Here is a 17,302-nt window from a genome sequence, read left to right as displayed (position 1 = left end):
GGCGCACCAATGTCACGCCCGAATCCAGTACCGGTCCGCACCGATGCGCCGCTCGCCACACGCTTCGCCGTCGTGCGCGCGCTCACCGAAGCGCTTGCCGCACCGCTGTCCGAAGCGGATGCCACCTTGCAGTCAATGGAAGATGCCTCGCCTGCGAAATGGCATCTCGCCCATGTCACGTGGTTCTGGGAAACCTTCCTGCTGCGCGACCACCTTGATGGCTACAAGCTTTATGACGAGCGCTGGCCCTTCGTCTTCAACTCCTATTACGAGGCCGAGGGTGAGCGGATCGCGCGTTTTTCCCGCGGCATGCTGTCGCGCCCGACCGTGGCGGACATCCTCGACTGGCGCGCTCATGTCGATGCGGCGATGGAGCCGCTGTTCGAGCGCGAGGAGCTCGCACCGCTGATCGAGCTCGGCTTCTCGCACGAACAGCAGCATCAGGAATTGCTGCTGACCGACATCAAACACGCGCTGTTCCAGAACCCGCTTGGGCCGGCGATGTGGGACAAAAAAACACCACAGGCGCAAGTACAAGCGGACGACTGGCATTCGCACCCTGGAGGGATCGCGCGGATCGGGCATCAGGAAGCAGGCTTCGCGTTCGACAACGAAGGCCCTGCGCACCGCGTGCTGCTGGAACCCTTCGCGCTCTCGTCGCGGCTGGTGACCAATCGCGAATGGGCCGAGTTCATCGCCGATGGTGGTTACGAGACCGCCTCGCTGTGGTTGTCGGACGGCTGGGCGTGGGTGAATGACAACAACATTCGCGCCCCACTCTACTGGCATGAGGACCAGCACTTCACTCATAGCGGATGGCAAGCGCGTGACGCGCATGCACCGGTCACGCATCTCTCCTATTTCGAAGCCGACGCTTTCGCCAGCTGGGCGGGCCACCGCTTGCCGACCGAGTTCGAATGGGAGGCTATCGCGCGCGGCCAAGAGGGCGAAGCTGTGGCGCACGATCCGGCAGGTGGCAACCAGCTGGACGAGGCCGCGCCCCCGCTGCCAGTCGGCGGAGACAGCCTGTTCGGCGACTGCTGGCAGTTCACCCGCTCGGCCTATCTCCCCTATCCGCGGTTCCAGCCCGCCGAGGGTGCGGTGGGCGAGTACAATGGCAAGTTCATGAGCGGGCAGTTCGTCCTCAAGGGCGCGAGCTGCGCCACGGCGCGCGGCCATTCGCGCGCGTCCTATCGCAATTTCTTCTACCCGCACCAGCGTTGGCAGTTCACCGGTGTGCGGTTGGCAAAGGATATTTGATGAAAGCCGATAATGGTATCGCCATCGTCGACCGCGATGAGACGGGCGTCGACAAGGCCTTCCGCGCCGACGTACTCAAGGGCCTCGCCCAGCGGCAGAAGGCGATCCCTGCGCGCTGGTTTTACGACGAGCGCGGGTCGCAACTGTTCGAGGATATTACCAAGCAGCCGGAATATTATCCGACCCGCGCTGAGACCGAAATCTTGCGCGACCGTGGCAGCGAATTCGCAGAACTGGTCGGACCCGATCGCGCGGTGGTTGAATTCGGATCCGGCAGTTCGGTGAAAACGCCGCTGTTGCTCGAAGCGGTCGCACCCGGGGCGTACGTCCCGCTCGATATATCCGGTGAGTTCCTGCGCCAGTCGGCGGCTGCGCTGTCGGAGAAGTTTCCCGGCCTGCCGGTTCATCCCGTCGAAGCCGATTTCATGCGGAAGGTCGAACTGCCCGACGAGGTCGAGCAACTGAGGAAGCTCGGCTTTTTCCCGGGTTCGACGATCGGCAACATGGTGCCGCGCACGGCGGTCGACCTGCTGCGCTCGATGCGCGCCACGATGGGCGCGGACGAGGGCCAACTCCCGATGCTGCTGATCGGCATGGATCTGGTCAAGGATCGCGAGGTACTGGAGGCCGCCTATGCCGACGAGCAGGACGTCACGGCCGAGTTCAATTGCAACTTGCTGCATCGCATCAATCGCGAACTTGACGGGACGATCCCGACGGAGAAGTTCGAGCATCGGGCCATCTGGAACGACGATTTCGCGCGGATCGAAATGCATCTTCTCGCTACCGAGGCAGTAGATTTCGAGGTTTCCGGCAAGCGTTTCTCGATGGCAAAAGGCGATACAATCCACACCGAGAACAGCCACAAGTTCACCCGGCGCAGCGCCAACACCCTGCTGCTGGCAGGCGGATGGACGCCGCTGAAGCGCTGGACCGACGCAGAGAAGCGCTTCTCGCTGATCCTAGCGCAAGCCACAGAGCAGCGCGACGCGCCCTGATGCCGGGTGAAATCGCAATTGTTGGTGCAGGTATGGCCGGACTGGCCTGCGCGACAGAACTCTCACGTGCCAGACGGCAGGTCACCCTGTTCGACAAGGGACGCGGACCGGGCGGGCGCATGGCGACGCGCCGTGCCGAGATCGACGGCGAGACGATCCGCTTCGATCACGGCGCGCAATATTTCACTGCCCGCGATTCAGGTTTTCAGGAACAGGTCGCGCGGTGGGAAAGCGAGGGGGTGGTCGCGCGCTGGCCGGCGGCGGACGAGGATGCCTGGGTGGGGACACCGGCCATAAATACGCCCATCAAAGCACTGGCCGAGCCGCTCGGCGTGCATTGGGCCGCCCGCGTGACCGACGTGGCCAAGGGTGAGCAGGGCTGGCGTTTGAGTGTCGACAATGAGATTCACGAGTTCGACAGTGTCGTGCTCGCGATTCCGGCCGAGCAAGCAGTCGAATTGCTCTCCGATGTCCATGCGAATTTCGCGGACCGTGCCCGTCGCACCCAGTCCCGTCCGTGCTGGGCGCTGATGGCGCACTTTCCGGAGCGGCTTGAGTGTGGCGACGTCCTGCGCGGCGGGGAGGGCGATACGGTCTCCTGGGCCGCGCGAAATGGCGCGAAGCCGGGCCGCGACGGGTCGGAGAGCTGGGTCGTCCATGGCTCGCCCGACTGGTCCGTCGCGCACTTGGAGGAAGAGGCGGAAAGCGTTGCAGGCCAGCTTCTCGATGCGTTTCTACATCAGGCGGAAGTCAGACCGCAGGCACCGTTGCACATGGCGGCACACCGCTGGCGGTTTGCCATGGCGGAGCCGGTCGATGGGCCTGATGCACTGTGGGATGCTAGTACGCGGCTCGGCGTGGCGGGCGACTGGCTGATCGCACCACGCGTCGAGGCGGCTTGGCTGTCGGGCACGCGGCTGGCGCGCGCTATCCTCGCCTAACCTTCCGTTCATTGGAAAGCAGGCTCAGCGCTCTATATTAGCTGCATGGACCTCGCTTCCACCTTCTCCGCCATCGCCGATGCCCTGCGCGCCATCCCTCGCTCCGAACTGCTGCTGGCGGCGGTTGCGGCGATGGTGCTCGGCTGGATCGGGGCGATGGTGGCCCGGCGGTCTGCGTTCGGCGGGGTAATCCGGACAGTGAGCTCCTTGGCGCTTGGCGTGATCCTGCTGACCGTGGTGCTGCAATTGTCGCGCTTCGACCCGCGGTTCGATGTGGCCGTTCCGCAGATCGGCCTGCCCGAGCAGGTCGTCAGCGGCGGCGAAACCCGCATCCCCCTCTCGCCCGATGGCCACTACTGGGTCCGCGCCAGCGTCAATGGGGTCGAGGGCAATTTCATGATCGACACCGGCGCCACGTTGACCGCAATCTCCGCGCCGCTGGCGGAAAAGGCCGGGCTTGAACCGCGCCGCGGCGGCATTCCGATCCTGCTCGGCACGGCGAACGGCACGGTGCAGGCGCATGTGACCACCATCGATAGCCTCGAACTCGGGAATATCCGCGCCAGCGGGACCGACGCCGCGGTTGCCGAAAGCTTCGGCGATTTCAACGTGATCGGCATGAATGTGCTCGCCCGGCTGGACGAATGGCGGGTGAAGGACGGCACGTTGATCCTCGTGCCGAAGGCGGAAGACGCTATCTCCGAGTAGGGGCTTTACCTTGGGCCGCGAGCCGCTAGACCCGCGCCGATGGTCAGCCCCGACACGCTTCCACCGCCACCGCCCATGGCCCAGCTCATCGCCGAGGGCCCGCTCGCCCTGTTCCTCGATTTCGACGGCACGCTGGTGGAAATCGCGCCCAGCCCGGGCGATATCGACGTGCCCGAGGGACTTGCCGACCGCCTGCGCGGCTTGCGGGATCGGCTGGACGGCAGGCTCGCGCTGGTCAGCGGCCGCGCCCTCGACGATCTCGAAATGCATCTTGGCCCGTGCGAACTGTGCCGCGCGGGATCGCACGGGGCGTCGCGCCTCCTGCATGACGGCTCGCGCCTGGGGGAAGCGCCGGAAGGCCTGCCCGACGATGCCGTAGCCGAACTGCGCGCCTATGCCGAAAAGCACGACCTCTATTACGAGACGAAGTCGCACGGCGGGGCGCTGCATTTCCGCAAGTCCCCCGAAAAGCGCGAAGCAACGCTCGCCTTCGCCCGCAACTTTGCCGAAGGGCGCGAGCTGTGCGTAACCAGCGGCAAGGGGGTCGCTGAGATCGTCCGCCACGGCGCGACGAAGGAGGCGGCCGTGGAGGCGTTCATGGCGATCGAACCCTTTACCGGAACCACTCCGGTCTTCATCGGCGACGATGTCACCGACGAAGATGGCTTTGCCGGTGCAATCGAATTCGGCGGCTTCGGGGTGGCGGTGGGCGATCGCATCAGCGACAAGGCACGCTATCGCCTCGCAAGCGTTACCGCAGTGCACAATTGGCTGGAGCTGGAATGACCGCAAATCTCGAACTCGCCCCGATCGGCAATTGCCAGGTCAGCGCGCTGGTGGACGAGGAGGGCGGTTTCGTCTGGGGCTGCGTTCCGCGGGTCGACGGCGATCCGGTGTTCTGCTCGCTGCTCAATGGCGACGAGAAAGACCGCGGCACCTGGCGCTTCGAGCTCGAGGGGCAGGTCAACGCCAGCCAGCATTACGAGCGCAACAGCGCGATCCTGAAGACCCGGCTCGAGGCGGAAGACGGCAGCGCGGTCGAGATAAGCGATTTCGCCCCGCGCTACGAAACGTCCGGGCGGATGTATCGGCCCGTCGCTTTTACGCGCATCGTCCGCCCGGTGGCAGGAGCCCCGCGGCTGAAGGTCGTGCTCGCGCCGATGAAAAATTATGGCGAGCAGCTCGCCCCCACCAACAACGGCACGAACCATATCCGCTATCTGGCCGGACCGCAGACTCTGCGTCTGTCCACCGACGCGCCGGTGGGCTACATCCTCGAAGGCCGCCATTACCGCGTCGAAAGCGACCAGCACTTCTTCCTTGGCCCGGACGAGCCCTTCGTGGGCAATATCCGCAGCGAAGTGCGCCGGATGGAAGCCAATACGGCGAAATATTGGCAGCATTGGGTGCGCGGCCTGCACATCCCGCTCGAATGGCAGGAAGAGACGATCCGCGCGGCGATCTCGCTCAAGCTGTGCCAGCACGAAGAAACCGGCGCGATCGTGGCCGCGCTGACGACTTCCATCCCCGAAGCGGCCAACAGCCAGCGCAATTGGGATTATCGCTACTGCTGGATCCGCGACAGCTATTACACGGTGCAGGCGCTCAACCGTTTGGGCGCGCTGGACGTGCTGGAAAAATATCTCGCTTATTTGCGAAACATCGTCGACCAGGCGCGCGGCGGGCAGATCCAGCCGCTCTACTCGGTCATGGGCGCAGAAGAGCTCGACGAGTTCGAGGCCGAGCACCTCGCTGGCTATCGCGGCATGGGGCCGGTGCGCGTGGGCAACGCGGCATACAAGCAGGTGCAATACGACTGCTACGGCCAGATCGTCATGCCGACTGCGCAGGCCTTCTTCGACCAGCGCCTGCTGCGCATGGCCGACGAGACCGATTTCGCGCATCTCGAGGAGGTCGGCGAGGCCGCCTGGGCGAAGCATGATAAGCCCGATGCTGGACTATGGGAGTTCCGTACGCGGCAGGAAGTGCACACCTACTCCGCCGTGATGTGCTGGGCCGCCTGCGACCGGCTGGCCAATGTCGCCGCCACACTGGGCAAGGGCGATCGGGTCGTCTTCTGGAAACAGCGCGCCGAGAAAATTCGCGCCACGATCGAAGAGAAAGCCTGGAGGGAGGATGGCGAGCATTACGGCGCGAGCTTCGAGAACGGCTATCTCGATGCGAGCCTTTTGCAGATGGTCGAGCTGCGTTTCCTGAAGCCCGACGACGAGCGCTTCATAAAGACCTTCGCCGCGATCGAGCGGGACTTGCGCCGTGGAGATCATATGCTCCGCTATGCTGCGGAAGACGACTTCGGCGCGCCCGAGACGGCGTTCAACGTCTGCACCTTCTGGCTGATCGAGGCACTGGGCCTGGTCGGCCGCCGCGAGGAGGCGCGCGAGATCTTCGAAAGCATGCTCAGCCATACGACCCACTCGGGATTGCTGAGCGAGGACCTCGATTACGAGACGGGCGAGCTTTGGGGGAACTTCCCCCAGACCTACTCGCTGGTAGGTATCATCAATTGCGCCGGCCTGTTGAGCAAACCGTGGAGCGAAGTCCGCTGACCGACACCCCCCGTCTCGTCGTCATTTCCAACCGCGTTGCCGTGCCCAAGGCGCGCGGCGCAGCAGGTGCGCAAGGGGGGCTGGCAGGCGCGCTGCATGCGGCATTGAAAGACCGCGAGGGCCTGTGGTTCGGTTGGTCGGGCGAGGAAAGCGAGAGCGGGCGCACCGGCAATATCGACACCCAGACCAACGATGGCGTGACCACCGCGACCATCGACCTTTCGCAGCGCGATATCGAGGAATATTACAACGGCTACGCCAATTCGACGCTCTGGCCGCTGTTCCACTACCGCCTCGATCTGGCGAAGTTCGAGCGGGAGACCGGCAAGGGCTACGAACGCGTCAACGAACGCTTCGCCGAGCTTGCAGCTCCGTTGATTGAGAACGACGATGTCGTCTGGGTGCACGACTATCACCTGATCCCGCTCGGCGAACGCCTGCGGTCGCGCGGACTGAAAAACCGGATCGGGTTCTTCCTTCACATTCCCTGGCCCGCCACGCGGCTGTTCGTCTCGCTACCCTATCACGAGCGGCTGGTGCGCACGATGCTGCATTACGACCTCGTCGGCTTTCAGACCAAGGAATGGCTCGACAGCTTCCTGCACTATTGCCGCACCGAATTGGGCGCCGAGGTGGACGAGGACAGCGGCAGCGTCACGCTGGACGGACGCACGACGCTGGCGCGCGCCTATCCCATCGGGATCGACTGGGACCACTTCAGCAAGCTGGGCGAGACCGGCGAGGCGCGCAATGCTCAGCAGCGGATGATGGCCTCGACCCGGCGGCGCATATCGATGATCGGCGTCGACCGCCTCGACTACTCAAAGGGCATCCCCGAGCGGATCGACGGTATCGGGCGCTTCTTCGACCGGGAGCCGGAGCGCATTCGCGATCTCGTTTTCGTCCAAATCGCTCCGCCGAGCCGCGAAGACGTGCAGAGCTATCAGGAAATCCGCGAGACCCTGGAGCAGAAATGCGGCCAGATCAACGGCGCGCGCAGCGAGGTGGACATGGTGCCCATCCGCTACGTCAACCGCGGCTATAGCCACGAGGAGCTGTTCGGATTTTTCCGCGCCTCGAAGATCGGCTTGGTCACGCCTTTGCGCGACGGTATGAACCTCGTGGCTAAAGAATATGTTGCCGCCCAGGACCCGGACGATCCCGGCGTGCTAATCCTCTCGAGTTTCGCCGGGGCGGCGCTGCAATTGCAGGATGCGGTGCTAGTTAATCCGCACAGCCCCGACGATATCGCCCATGCGATCCGCAAGGCGCTCGACATGCCGCTGGACGAGCGCAAGGCGCGCTACGAGAAAATGGTAGCAAGTGTGCGCGACGAAAACGTGCAGGCGTGGACTGCCGACTTCCTGCGCGACCTGGGCTGAACCGCTCGTCTAGACCAGGCGGTGGGCAGGGTCCGGGACCTGCGACTGATAGCCAAGCGCCTCGCTCAGTGACAGATGGCTGGGCCGCCCCTCTCGCGAGGCAAGCACCAGCTCCACGGTGCGGACCAGGAACTTGTCGAGGAAGGGCTTGCGGATATGGCCCTGCGCCCCGCCGTAGAGTGCGGCCTGTTCGTCATAAGCCCCGTGGATCGCGGTAAACATGATGACCGGCAGGTCGTAATGCTTTTCCGACTGGCGTATTTCGCGCAGCACCTGCTTGCCCGTCAGGCCAGGCATGTCCTGATCCAGCAGCAGCACGTCCGGCCGCCGCCAGCGCAGCAGGTCGAGCAGTTTGGTCCCCTCTGTCACCCAGCCGCAGGCGTGGCCCGCCTTGATCAGGATGTCGGCAGCCATCTCCGCGATCAGTTCGTCGTCGTCGGCAATCAGGATATGCGCCAAGTTTCCGGCTCCTCGCATGGGGTTTGTGCCGATGAAACTAGGTGCCACGCGTACCGATCGCCTATCCTGAGGACTACGTAAGATTGCGCAGTGCGGGGAGGGCTGCCACCACGGCGCACATGATTCGCGATCCCTTCCTTTCGACCACCGGCATCCACAATTTCCGCGACTTCGGCGGGTGGGAGACCGGCGATGGCGGTCGGGTGAAGACCGGCCTGCTATGGCGTTCCGGCCAGCATGTCAGGGCGAGTGATGCAGACCTCGTCGCGATGGATGCGCTCGGCATTCGCACTGTCATCGACCTGCGCGGGGAGAGCGAGCGGGAGCGCAATCCGTGTCGCCGTAGCGATGCCTTCGACGCAGACGTGCTGGCCTATGAAGGCGAGACGACCTCCAGTCCGCCGCACATGGACATCGACCAGAACAGCACGACCGAGGACTTCGCGCGCCAGCGTATGCTCGCGGTCTACACGCGCATGCCGCGCAACCCGGCGATGATCGAAATGTTCGGCCGCTACTTCCGCGCTCTGGACGAGCGCGAGGGCGCAAGCCTCGTCCATTGTTTCGCCGGCAAGGATCGCACCGGCGTTGCCGCCATGCTGGTGCTGCATGTGCTCGGCGTGAATCGCGACAAACAGATGGCGGAATTCCTGCGCACCAATGACGCGCCGACGCTGGCCGTGTTGCGCGATCAGTCCGTGCCGGGGATCGAGGAACGGCTCGGCCGCAAGCTGGACGAGGGCGCGGTGATGGCACTGCTCGGCGTGCGCGAGGAATATCTCGAACGGTGGTGGAGCGAGGTCGAGACAGAATACGGTTCGCTCGATGCCTTCCTCGACGGACATTTAGGTGTGGACGAGGCCATGCGCGAACGCCTGATCGCACGCTTCGTGGCGTGACTCTTCGCGCCCGCATCCCATATAGCGGCCAGACACGAATTCCAGACTGACGGACGACACCACCATGGCTACCCATCGCACCAAGATGCTCATCATCGGCTCCGGCCCGGCGGGGTACTCCGCTGCAATCTACGCGGCGCGCGCCATGATGGAACCGATCGTGGTGCAGGGCCTGCAGCCCGGCGGCCAGCTGACCATCACGACCGATGTCGAGAACTATCCCGGCTTTGCCGACGTCATCCAGGGACCCTGGCTGATGGAGCAGATGCAGAAACAGGCCGAGCATGTCGGCACGCGGATGATGTGGGATACGATCGTCGATGTCGATGTGGCTGGCGGTTCGCCGTTCACGGCCAAGGGCGACAGCGGTGACGAGTATATCGCGGATGTGCTGGTGATCTGCACCGGCGCGCAGGCGAAATGGCTCGGCGTGCCGGGCGAGCAGGAACTGGGCGGCAAGGGCGTTTCGGCCTGCGCAACCTGTGACGGCTTCTTCTATCGCGGCAAGAAGGTCGCCGTGATCGGCGGCGGCAATACCGCGGTCGAGGAGGCGCTCTATCTTACCAACCATTCCGATGACGTGACCCTGATCCACCGCCGCGATGAGCTGCGGGCAGAGAAGATCCTGCAGGAGCGACTGCTCAACCATCCGAAGATTTCGGTGCTGTGGAACAAGACGGTCGATAGCTTCGCAGCCGGGCCGACCGGTGCGCTGGGGCATCTCAATCTCAAGGACACCCAGACCGGCGAGACGAGCGAGTTCGCGACTGACGGCGCATTCGTCGCCATCGGCCACGCACCCGCGACCGAGCTGTTCAAGGGCAAGCTGCCGATGGACGATGGGGGCTATCTGCTGACCGAGCCGGGTTCGCCCAAGACCGACGTGCCCGGCGTATTCGCTGCGGGCGACGTGACCGACCACGTCTATCGCCAGGCAGTCACCGCAGCGGGCATGGGCTGCATGGCCGCCCTCGATGCCGAGCGCTTCCTCGCCAATCTCGAGATCGACGCGGACGGGCACGCCCACGCGGCGGAGGCTGCCGAATAGTCCCTTAAATCCGTTCGTATCGAGCGGAGGCCGTCAGGCCAAAGTCGAGATACCATTGCCAAGGTGTCTCGACTTCGCTCGACACGAGCGGCGGGTCATTCTCAGAAGTGAATATCGAACGCGAAGATCGCCGCGTGGAAAATCAGCGCGATCAGCACGAGGCTCGCCAGCGCGTAGAGCACGAAGCGCACCATCACGACATTGGCGGTCGCCTGCACCAGCGAATGCATGATGCGCAGGCCGACATAGATCCACGCCAGCAGGGCATTCATCCCGTCGCCGAAGCCGACAATCGCGAGGATGATGCACGTCGCGTAGAACACCGTCGGCTGTTCATGCAGGTGGTTGTGGTTGTGCGCCTTCCACTGGACTTCGGCCGGCAGACGCTCGTCCAGCCCGGAGGTCTTGCGCGCATCGTTAGGCTCGATGCCAGCCTTCGACATCGCAGGAATGCGCACGACGTACATCCACAGCCACATGACCATGGTCCAGGCGAGCAGGACGACGACGGGCTGGAGTATTTCGGATCGGATCATGGCTCTCTCCTCATCCCGTCACGATCGACGGGTCGTGGAACAGGGTAGCGAGCATTGCGCGGACGGCCAGCACGGTCAGGGCAAGCGTGGACAGCAAGAAAATCAGGAAGCGGACCTTCACGACATTGACGGTCGCCTGATAGACCGAATGGATGATCCGCAGCACGACATAAATCCATGCCAGCACCACATCGATCGCGCCTGCGCCCATGATCGCCAGGATCACGACCGCCGGATAGAAGATCGTCGGCTGCTCCATAAGATGCGCGTAATTATGCGCTTTCCAGTTGACCTTGTCGGGGATCACGCCTTCGAGGTCCTGGCCGCGACCCCCCGGTTTCGCTTTTCCCACATCCCGGCCTAGCTTGCTCATGGCGGGGAAGCGCGTGAACGCCATCCAGTAAAGCATGATCAGCGACCACACCACCAAGACGGCGGCCGGTGCGAGCATTTGTGCCTGTATCATGGTTTCTCCCTGTTTCGCGCAGGACTGCGGCGGGAGCGGCGCAAAGTCAAACCCCGGCGATGGTCCGGGCGAAGCTTTCCGCATCGGTGTTCCCGCCGGTCAGCATGATCACGGTATCGGCATCCACCGGCACTTTGCCCGTCAGCGCCGCGGCCAGCGCCGCCGCGCCACCCGGTTCGACCACCAGCCGCAGCTTCGCAAAGGCGAAGCGCTGGGCCTCGCGCACTTCCTCGTCGGTCACCGTGACGCCCGACTCCGCGCGGCCCTGCAACACGCCGAGATTAATGGCTTTGGTCGCATCCGGCTGGAGCGCGTCGCAGATGGTGGCGGGTGGATCGTCGTCGACGCGCACGATCTCGCCGGCTTCGAGGGACCGGCCGACCATGTCCCACCCTTCCGGCTCGACCACATGGATCGCCGCCGTGGGGCAGGCGAGGGCGAGACCGGCGGCGAGGCCCCCACCTCCGCAGCACACGATGAAGCGCGAGGGAGTCTCACCCAACTGCGCCGCAGCCTCGTGCCCCGCGCTGCCCTGTCCCTCGATCACCCAGGGATCGCCGAAGGCATGGACCAGCACCGATCCGCGCTCCTCGATCAGCTTTGCCGCCACCTCGTCGCGGTCCTCGCCGGGGCGATCGTAGAGTACGATTTCCGCGCCAAGAGCTCGGGTCGCTTCCAGCTTCACCCGCGGTGCATTGCGTGGCATCACGATGGTCGCAGCGATACCGAGCTTTTGCGCCGCCCATGCCACGCCTTGCGCATGGTTGCCGGAGGACACCGCCACCACGCCGCGCGTCCGCTCGTCCTCGGTGAGATTGACCAGCCGCCACCATGCGCCCCTGATCTTGAACGCGCCGACCGGTTGCAGCACCTCTGCCTTGGCCCGGCACTGCACTCCGCCGATCTCGACCGGCAGCAGCGGTGTCATCGGCAGGCCGATTTCTTGCAGGCTTTGCAGGGCCGCAAACGTGCCCTCGGCGGTCGGTGCGCGCATATCGTCTCGGATCATTTGGCGCGCTTAGCGCATTTCGTTACAGGGCGCGCAAGAATCGAATTCAGCCAAGAGGTTTTCCATGTCGACAGTTCTGGTCATCGGCGCAGGCGGCGTCAGCAGCGTGTGCGTCCACAAGATGGCGATGAATGCGGACATCTTCACCGATATCCATCTCGCCAGCCGCACCAAGAGCAAGTGCGACAGCATCGCCGCCAGTGTGAAGGAGCGCACCGGCGTCGATATCTCGACCTACGAGATCGACGCTGAGGAGGTGCCTGCGATGGTCAATCTGATCCGCAAGATCGGCCCGAGCCTCGTCGTCAATCTCGCGCTGCCCTATCAGGATCTCCCGATCATGGACGCCTGCCTAGAGGCCGGTGTGAGCTATCTCGACACCGCCAATTACGAGCCAAAGGACGAGGCGAAGTTCGAGTACCATTGGCAGTGGGCCTATCACGACCGCTTCAAGGAGGCGGGGCTGATGGCGCTGCTCGGTTCCGGTTTCGACCCGGGCGTGACCAGCGTGTTCACCATGTGGCTGAAGAAGCACAAGCTGAAATCCATCCGCCAACTCGACATTCTCGACTGCAACGGCGGCGACCACGGCCAGGCCTTCGCCACCAACTTCAATCCTGAAATCAATATCCGCGAAGTGACTGCGCCTGCGCGTCACTGGGAAGGTGGCGAATTCGTCGAGACCCCGGCGATGGGCAAGAAGGTTGAATTCGACTTCGAGGGCGTTGGCCCCAAGAACATGTACATGATGTATCACGAGGAGCTGGAAAGCCTCGCCAAGTTCAATCCGGAGCTGGAGCGTGCGCGCTTCTGGATGACCTTCGGCGACGAGTACATCAAGCACCTCACCGTGCTGCAGAATGTCGGCATGACGCGCATCGACCCGGTGCGTTACCAGGGCAAGGACATCATTCCGCTGCAATTCCTCGCCGCCGTGCTGCCCAAGCCCGAAACGCTGGGCGAGACGACCAAGGGCAATACGAACATCGGCGTGATCGGCACCGGCGAAGCCCTCGACGGGTCGGGCGAGAAGACGTTCTACATCAACAATATCTGTAGCCACGAGGCCGCTTACGAGGAAACCGGCAACCAGGCGGTTTCCTATACCACCGGCGTCCCCGCGATGATCGGCAGCGCGATGATGGTCACCGGCAAGTGGTCGGGTGACGGCGTGTTCAACATGGAGCAGATGGACCCCGATCCCTTCATGGATATGCTCAACGAGCATGGCTTGCCGTGGCAGGTGAAGGAGCTGGACGGGCCGGTCGATTTCTGATGCGACGATTGCTGACCGCTTTGAGCGCGCTGGCGCTTGGATCCTGCGGCAGCCCACCTGAAGAAGATCTGCCCCGCGCGGCGATCGATACCGGCTGGCCGACCATCCCCGACGATGCGGTCTTCGGGCAGGTCAGCGCGGTGGAGGCGGATAGCCACGGGCATATCTTCGTGCTGCATCGCGCGGGTCGCGAGTGGGAAGAGCCGTTTCCTGCCGAACCGATCGCCGAACCGACGGTCTTCATGTTCTCCCCCAGCGGCGTGCTGCTCGGCCAATGGGGCGCGGGCGAGTTCGTCATGCCGCACGGACTTTCGGTCGATGCGGGCGACAATGTCTGGATCACCGATGTCGCGCGCGAGCAGGTCATCCAGTTCGATCACGAAGGCAACCAGCGAATGGTCCTCGGCGAGCGTGGCGTGTCGGGGCAGGACGACAGCCATTTCGGCCGTCCAGCCGACATCGCCTTCATCGGCAATCGCGTGCTCGTCGCAGACGGCTATGTGAACACGCGGGTCGCGGAGTTCGACCGCAGCGGCGCTTTCCTGCGCGAGTTCGGCAATTTCCGTCTCGCCCACGGCATCGCGGTGGACGAGGACCGCGTCTATGTTGCCGACCGGGAGAACGAACGCATCCAGGTGTTCGACCACGCCGGAAAACTGCTCGACAGCCGGGACACGCCCACCGGCGGGCGGCCCTATGGCGTCGCGACGCTGGGCGGGGGCTGGCTCGTCACGGTCGAGGGCAGGGATCGGGCTGATAATTTCGGGGCGATCGTGCGCGTCTATACGCCCGAGGGTCAGCTCGAGCGTTCGCTCGATGTTGCGCTCGACGGTCGCAACGCCAGCCTCGGCCACGATATTGCTATCGGTCGCGACGGCATGGCCTATGTCACCGACGTCTATGGCGACCGCGTAGTCCGCTTCGAACTCTCGCCCGAACAGGAACCCGAATAATGGAAACGAAAGCCGGCGATCCCGGAGCCTTCCGCAATTTCGACTTAAATCGCGTCGACAGCCCCGCCTTCGTCGTCGATGCGGCAAAGCTGCGCGCCAACTGCCAGGTGCTGGCAGAGATCCGCGACGCGGCAGACATTAAGGTCCTCGCCGCGCTAAAGGCTTTCAGCATGTGGTCGACCGCGCCCATCGTCGGCGAATATCTCGACGGCGTATGCACCTCGGGCCTGTGGGAAGCACGGCTGGCGAGCGAATTCTACGACGGCGAAATCGCCACCTATTCGGCGGCCTACAAACCGGAGGAGCTGGAAGAGGTCTGCCGCCTGTCGGACCATATCATCTTCAACTCGCCGGGCCAGATGGAGCGGGCGGCGCTGATCCTCGAGGCTGCGCGCGCGGCAGGGCAGGATTTCGACGTCGGCCTGCGGATCAATCCGATGCACCCGACGGGCGAAGTGCCGCGCTACGATCCCTCCAGCCCCGGCAGCCGCCTCGGCTTTCCGATCGACCAACTGACGCCGGAGATCATGGAAGGCGTGGAGGGCATCCACTTCCACAACCTCTGCGAGCAGGATTTCGAGCCGCTCCACGCGACATGGGACAAGGTGTTCGACGCGATCGAGCCGTGGTTCGGGCAGCTTAAATGGATCAACATGGGGGGCGGTCACCACATCACCCGCGCCGATTACCAGCGCGAGGAACTGGTCGAATTCCTGCGCGATGCGAAAGACGATACCGGCGCGGAAATCTACCTCGAGCCGGGCGAGGCGGTGGCGCTGGATGCGGGCGTCCTCGTCGGCACCATCCTCGACACCGGCTTCAACGGCGTGCCGGTGGCGGTCGCGGACATTTCGGCGACGTGCCATATGCCTGACGTGATCGAGGCGCCCTATCGCCCCGCCATGCTGGGCGAAGCGCCCGACCGCGAGGTGCCCGAAGTCCGCATCGGCGGCCCGTCCTGCCTCGCCGGCGACGTGATCGGCGATTACCGCATCCCCGGCGGCGCGGAGGTCGGCAAGCGTTTCGCTTTCCTTGACCAGGCGCATTATTCGATGGTCAAGACCAACACCTTCAACGGGGTTCAGTTGCCAAGCATCTGGCTGTGGGACAGCGAGACCGACCAGCTCGAGCTGATCCGCGAATTCGGCTACGAGAGCTTCCGCGACCGGCTGAGCTGATCAGCCGTAGCGCTCTGCCGGGCGGATGCGGTTCATCGTCAGCGCCAGGTCCGCGATCCCGGCGAATTGCCGTATTGTCTGGGCCACCATCGCGCGGTCGGCCTGCGGGTTGAGCGATCCGCTCTCGAACAAATTGCCGCCTTCCAGCGCCAGGACCATGTTGCCGCCGGTGAACACCACCGCGCTGCCCTTGCCCTGAAACAGTCGTTCGAGGTTTAGCAGCCGCTCGATATACTCCGGATTGATCAGCCAGCGCGCCTCGGTCTGGTCGGTGGTGTAGACGTCGAACCGGTCCTCGAAATCCGGGCTGACCATGTCCGCGAGCTGCAGCACCTGCCCGTCCAGCTTCACGCTGTCCTTCGCCCCGCCGAACAGCTTCTTGAACTGCCCGTCCTTCGCCAGCAGCGTGGTGCCGTGGAACGGGCGCTCGAACGCCACGGACACGATCGCGCCGCGAAACACCGTGACCCAGCGGCGGTTCTTGCCTGATCCGCGTCGTTCCTGGAGGTGCGCTTCATGCAGGGTGAAGTCGTGGCCTGCCGTCTCGCCTTGCCACAAATCCTCGAAATCGCGTTTCTGGTGCTTGGGGAGCAGGCGGTATTCGCGCGCGATTTCGAAGGCATCGGTGGCCTCGCAATCGTGGCAATATGTGAGACCGAGCGCGCCCGCGATGGCCTCGTTTATGCCGGTCTTGACCTGTTTCTTCGCCTTCTGCTTCGGAATTTGCGACCACGCCCATGCACCCGTGAGGGCAAAGCCCGTCAGCCACAGCTTCGGAGTAAATTCGATTGGTACGAGAATGAAGAAAAACGCGGCCAGCGGCAGCAGCACCATGCCCGCCTTCCATAGCCGGTCCCACGACAGCGCAACCGCATCGGCGCGGACCTGCGCTTGGCCTTCCAGCCACGCGCCGAGCTCGCCCGCCATCAGCCGGTCCGCATCGGGATACTCGATCACGCCCTACTTCCCCCGTTAACGTCTTCGGTCTAACATAGGGGGCGAAACGTAAAAGGGGGGTTTTTACCGTGTCCGAAGTCGCCAGCGCATTCTGGACGTCCGTCGCCCTGTTCCTGGGGGCCGGCCTCGTCGTCCTGCTGATCGTCATCTACAACAGGCTGGTCGCCCAGCGCCAGAACGTGAAGCAGGGCGTCGCCGATATCGACGCGCAGCTGCGCCAGCGGCACGATCTCATCCCCAATCTGGTCGAGACGGTAAAGGGCTATGCCGGGCACGAGCGCGAGACGCTCGATGCGGTGATTTCCGCGCGCAACCAGGCGGCCAACGGCCCGATCACTTCCGGCGACGAACAGGGCCTGCGCGTCGCGCTCGACCGCCTGCTGGCGTTGAGCGAGAATTACCCCGACCTTAAGGCATCCGCCAATTTCCAGGAACTGCAGCGCGAGCTCTCCCATGTCGAGGACAAGCTCGCCGCCGCCCGCCGCGCGCTGAACGCCGCCGTCTCACGCTACAACACCGTGCGCGAGAGCTTCCCGGCGGTGCTGTTCGCCGGCCTGCTCGGCTTCAAAGAGGCGGATTTCCACCGCCTCGACGACAGCGAGAAGGGCACCGTGGACCAGGTGCCGTCGATCAGCTTCCAGTAGCACGTTCTCAGGAACGGCCCA

The 17,302-nt window shown here is 64.1% G+C and carries 18 protein-coding genes; 13 read left to right on the top strand and 5 right to left on the bottom strand.

Going from position 1 to position 17,302, the window contains the following annotated elements; all coding sequences use genetic code 11:
* The first annotated feature begins 9 nt into the window (after window positions 1-9).
* The 7 genes from egtB (at window position 10) to Q9K02_RS11305 (ending at window position 7,856) form a co-directional block, all read left to right on the top strand.
* Window positions 10-1,260, top strand: a complete 1,251-nt coding sequence (gene egtB, locus Q9K02_RS11335) for an ergothioneine biosynthesis protein EgtB (RefSeq protein WP_305932987.1) — start codon at window positions 10-12, stop codon at window positions 1,258-1,260.
* A complete protein-coding gene (egtD, locus tag Q9K02_RS11330) occupies window positions 1,260-2,258 on the top strand; it encodes an L-histidine N(alpha)-methyltransferase (RefSeq protein WP_305932986.1) in 999 nt (332 codons plus the stop codon). Before egtB ends, egtD begins: the two co-directional genes overlap by 1 nt.
* Window positions 2,258-3,199 (top strand): NAD(P)/FAD-dependent oxidoreductase, encoded by a 942-nt coding sequence (locus Q9K02_RS11325; protein WP_305932985.1) that lies wholly within the window; start codon window positions 2,258-2,260, stop codon window positions 3,197-3,199. Before egtD ends, Q9K02_RS11325 begins: the two co-directional genes overlap by 1 nt.
* Window positions 3,200-3,244: 45 nt before the next feature.
* Window positions 3,245-3,907 carry a retropepsin-like aspartic protease family protein gene (locus Q9K02_RS11320; RefSeq protein WP_305932984.1) on the top strand — a complete coding sequence of 221 codons (663 nt, stop codon included), beginning with the start codon at window positions 3,245-3,247 and terminating at the stop codon, window positions 3,905-3,907.
* Between the two features lie 75 nt (window positions 3,908-3,982).
* Window positions 3,983-4,693: a trehalose-phosphatase gene (gene otsB / locus Q9K02_RS11315; protein WP_305932983.1), complete on the top strand. Its 711-nt coding sequence runs from the start codon at window positions 3,983-3,985 to the stop codon at window positions 4,691-4,693.
* Window positions 4,690-6,474 carry a glycoside hydrolase family 15 protein gene (locus tag Q9K02_RS11310; RefSeq protein WP_305932982.1) on the top strand — a complete coding sequence of 595 codons (1,785 nt, stop codon included), beginning with the start codon at window positions 4,690-4,692 and terminating at the stop codon, window positions 6,472-6,474. The genes otsB and Q9K02_RS11310 overlap by 4 nt, the downstream gene beginning before the upstream one ends.
* Window positions 6,456-7,856: an alpha,alpha-trehalose-phosphate synthase (UDP-forming) gene (locus Q9K02_RS11305; RefSeq protein ID WP_305932981.1), complete on the top strand. Its 1,401-nt coding sequence runs from the start codon at window positions 6,456-6,458 to the stop codon at window positions 7,854-7,856. The genes Q9K02_RS11310 and Q9K02_RS11305 overlap by 19 nt, the downstream gene beginning before the upstream one ends.
* Window positions 7,857-7,865: 9 nt before the next feature.
* On the opposite strand, the gene Q9K02_RS11300 is transcribed toward Q9K02_RS11305, so the two are convergent.
* A complete protein-coding gene (locus tag Q9K02_RS11300; protein ID WP_305932980.1) occupies window positions 7,866-8,315 on the bottom strand; it encodes a response regulator in 450 nt (149 codons plus the stop codon).
* A 119-nt stretch (window positions 8,316-8,434) separates the two neighbouring features.
* Here Q9K02_RS11300 and Q9K02_RS11295 point away from each other — a divergent pair, with 119 nt between their 5' ends.
* Together Q9K02_RS11295 and trxB are read left to right on the top strand one after the other, a co-directional pair.
* Window positions 8,435-9,214 carry a tyrosine-protein phosphatase gene (locus Q9K02_RS11295; RefSeq protein ID WP_305932979.1) on the top strand — a complete coding sequence of 260 codons (780 nt, stop codon included), beginning with the start codon at window positions 8,435-8,437 and terminating at the stop codon, window positions 9,212-9,214.
* Between the two features lie 64 nt (window positions 9,215-9,278).
* On the top strand, window positions 9,279-10,262 hold the full coding sequence (gene trxB, locus Q9K02_RS11290) for a thioredoxin-disulfide reductase (protein ID WP_305932978.1): 984 nt from the start codon (window positions 9,279-9,281) through the stop codon (window positions 10,260-10,262).
* 101 nt (window positions 10,263-10,363) lie between these two features.
* Here the strand turns inward: trxB and Q9K02_RS11285 are convergent, their stop codons facing one another.
* Genes Q9K02_RS11285 through Q9K02_RS11275 form a run of 3 tightly spaced genes read right to left on the bottom strand, consistent with a single transcriptional unit; the run spans window position 10,364 to window position 12,273 of the window.
* Entirely contained in the window at window positions 10,364-10,798 is a 435-nt protein-coding gene (locus tag Q9K02_RS11285; protein ID WP_305932977.1) for an MAPEG family protein, read from the bottom strand.
* 10 nt (window positions 10,799-10,808) lie between these two features.
* Window positions 10,809-11,261 carry an MAPEG family protein gene (locus Q9K02_RS11280; protein WP_305933509.1) on the bottom strand — a complete coding sequence of 151 codons (453 nt, stop codon included), beginning with the start codon at window positions 11,259-11,261 and terminating at the stop codon, window positions 10,809-10,811.
* 49 nt (window positions 11,262-11,310) lie between these two features.
* The gene (locus Q9K02_RS11275; protein WP_305932976.1) at window positions 11,311-12,273 is read right to left on the bottom strand and encodes a threonine ammonia-lyase; all 963 of its coding nucleotides are present in this window, start codon (window positions 12,271-12,273) and stop codon (window positions 11,311-11,313) included.
* Between the two features lie 64 nt (window positions 12,274-12,337).
* Here Q9K02_RS11275 and Q9K02_RS11270 point away from each other — a divergent pair, with 64 nt between their 5' ends.
* Genes Q9K02_RS11270 through Q9K02_RS11260 form a run of 3 tightly spaced genes read left to right on the top strand, consistent with a single transcriptional unit; the run spans window position 12,338 to window position 15,680 of the window.
* A complete protein-coding gene (locus Q9K02_RS11270; protein ID WP_305932975.1) occupies window positions 12,338-13,549 on the top strand; it encodes a saccharopine dehydrogenase family protein in 1,212 nt (403 codons plus the stop codon).
* On the top strand, window positions 13,549-14,502 hold the full coding sequence (locus Q9K02_RS11265; protein WP_305932974.1) for a peptidyl-alpha-hydroxyglycine alpha-amidating lyase family protein: 954 nt from the start codon (window positions 13,549-13,551) through the stop codon (window positions 14,500-14,502). Before Q9K02_RS11270 ends, Q9K02_RS11265 begins: the two co-directional genes overlap by 1 nt.
* The gene (locus Q9K02_RS11260; RefSeq protein ID WP_305932973.1) at window positions 14,502-15,680 is read left to right on the top strand and encodes a carboxynorspermidine decarboxylase; all 1,179 of its coding nucleotides are present in this window, start codon (window positions 14,502-14,504) and stop codon (window positions 15,678-15,680) included. The genes Q9K02_RS11265 and Q9K02_RS11260 overlap by 1 nt, the downstream gene beginning before the upstream one ends.
* On the opposite strand, the gene Q9K02_RS11255 is transcribed toward Q9K02_RS11260, so the two are convergent.
* Window positions 15,681-16,637 (bottom strand): DUF3137 domain-containing protein, encoded by a 957-nt coding sequence (locus Q9K02_RS11255; protein WP_305932972.1) that lies wholly within the window; start codon window positions 16,635-16,637, stop codon window positions 15,681-15,683.
* A gap of 68 nt (window positions 16,638-16,705) precedes the next feature.
* On the opposite strand from Q9K02_RS11255, the gene Q9K02_RS11250 reads away from it, so the two are divergent.
* A complete protein-coding gene (locus Q9K02_RS11250) occupies window positions 16,706-17,281 on the top strand; it encodes a LemA family protein (protein WP_305932971.1) in 576 nt (191 codons plus the stop codon).
* The last annotated feature ends 21 nt before the right edge of the window (window positions 17,282-17,302 follow it).

It is taken from the genome of Qipengyuania profundimaris, from assembly GCF_030717945.1.
In the GTDB taxonomy this organism is placed as follows: Bacteria; Pseudomonadota; Alphaproteobacteria; order Sphingomonadales; family Sphingomonadaceae; genus Qipengyuania; species Qipengyuania profundimaris.
The sequence above is the reverse complement of the archived record's forward strand: the minus strand, read 5'-3'. Positions and strand labels throughout refer to the sequence as shown.

Coding starts and splice junctions, on each gene's coding strand:
- egtB (WP_305932987.1), top strand. CDS start 10: ATGTCACGCCCGAATCCAGTACCGGTCCGCACCGATGCGCCGCTCGCC.
- egtD (WP_305932986.1), top strand. CDS start 1,260: ATGAAAGCCGATAATGGTATCGCCATCGTCGACCGCGATGAGACGGGC.
- Q9K02_RS11325 (WP_305932985.1), top strand. CDS start 2,258: ATGCCGGGTGAAATCGCAATTGTTGGTGCAGGTATGGCCGGACTGGCC.
- Q9K02_RS11320 (WP_305932984.1), top strand. CDS start 3,245: ATGGACCTCGCTTCCACCTTCTCCGCCATCGCCGATGCCCTGCGCGCC.
- otsB (WP_305932983.1), top strand. CDS start 3,983: ATGGCCCAGCTCATCGCCGAGGGCCCGCTCGCCCTGTTCCTCGATTTC.
- Q9K02_RS11310 (WP_305932982.1), top strand. CDS start 4,690: ATGACCGCAAATCTCGAACTCGCCCCGATCGGCAATTGCCAGGTCAGC.
- Q9K02_RS11295 (WP_305932979.1), top strand. CDS start 8,435: ATGATTCGCGATCCCTTCCTTTCGACCACCGGCATCCACAATTTCCGC.
- trxB (WP_305932978.1), top strand. CDS start 9,279: ATGGCTACCCATCGCACCAAGATGCTCATCATCGGCTCCGGCCCGGCG.
- Q9K02_RS11285 (WP_305932977.1), bottom strand. CDS start 10,798: ATGATCCGATCCGAAATACTCCAGCCCGTCGTCGTCCTGCTCGCCTGG.
- Q9K02_RS11275 (WP_305932976.1), bottom strand. CDS start 12,273: ATGATCCGAGACGATATGCGCGCACCGACCGCCGAGGGCACGTTTGCG.
- Q9K02_RS11270 (WP_305932975.1), top strand. CDS start 12,338: ATGTCGACAGTTCTGGTCATCGGCGCAGGCGGCGTCAGCAGCGTGTGC.
- Q9K02_RS11265 (WP_305932974.1), top strand. CDS start 13,549: ATGCGACGATTGCTGACCGCTTTGAGCGCGCTGGCGCTTGGATCCTGC.
- Q9K02_RS11260 (WP_305932973.1), top strand. CDS start 14,502: ATGGAAACGAAAGCCGGCGATCCCGGAGCCTTCCGCAATTTCGACTTA.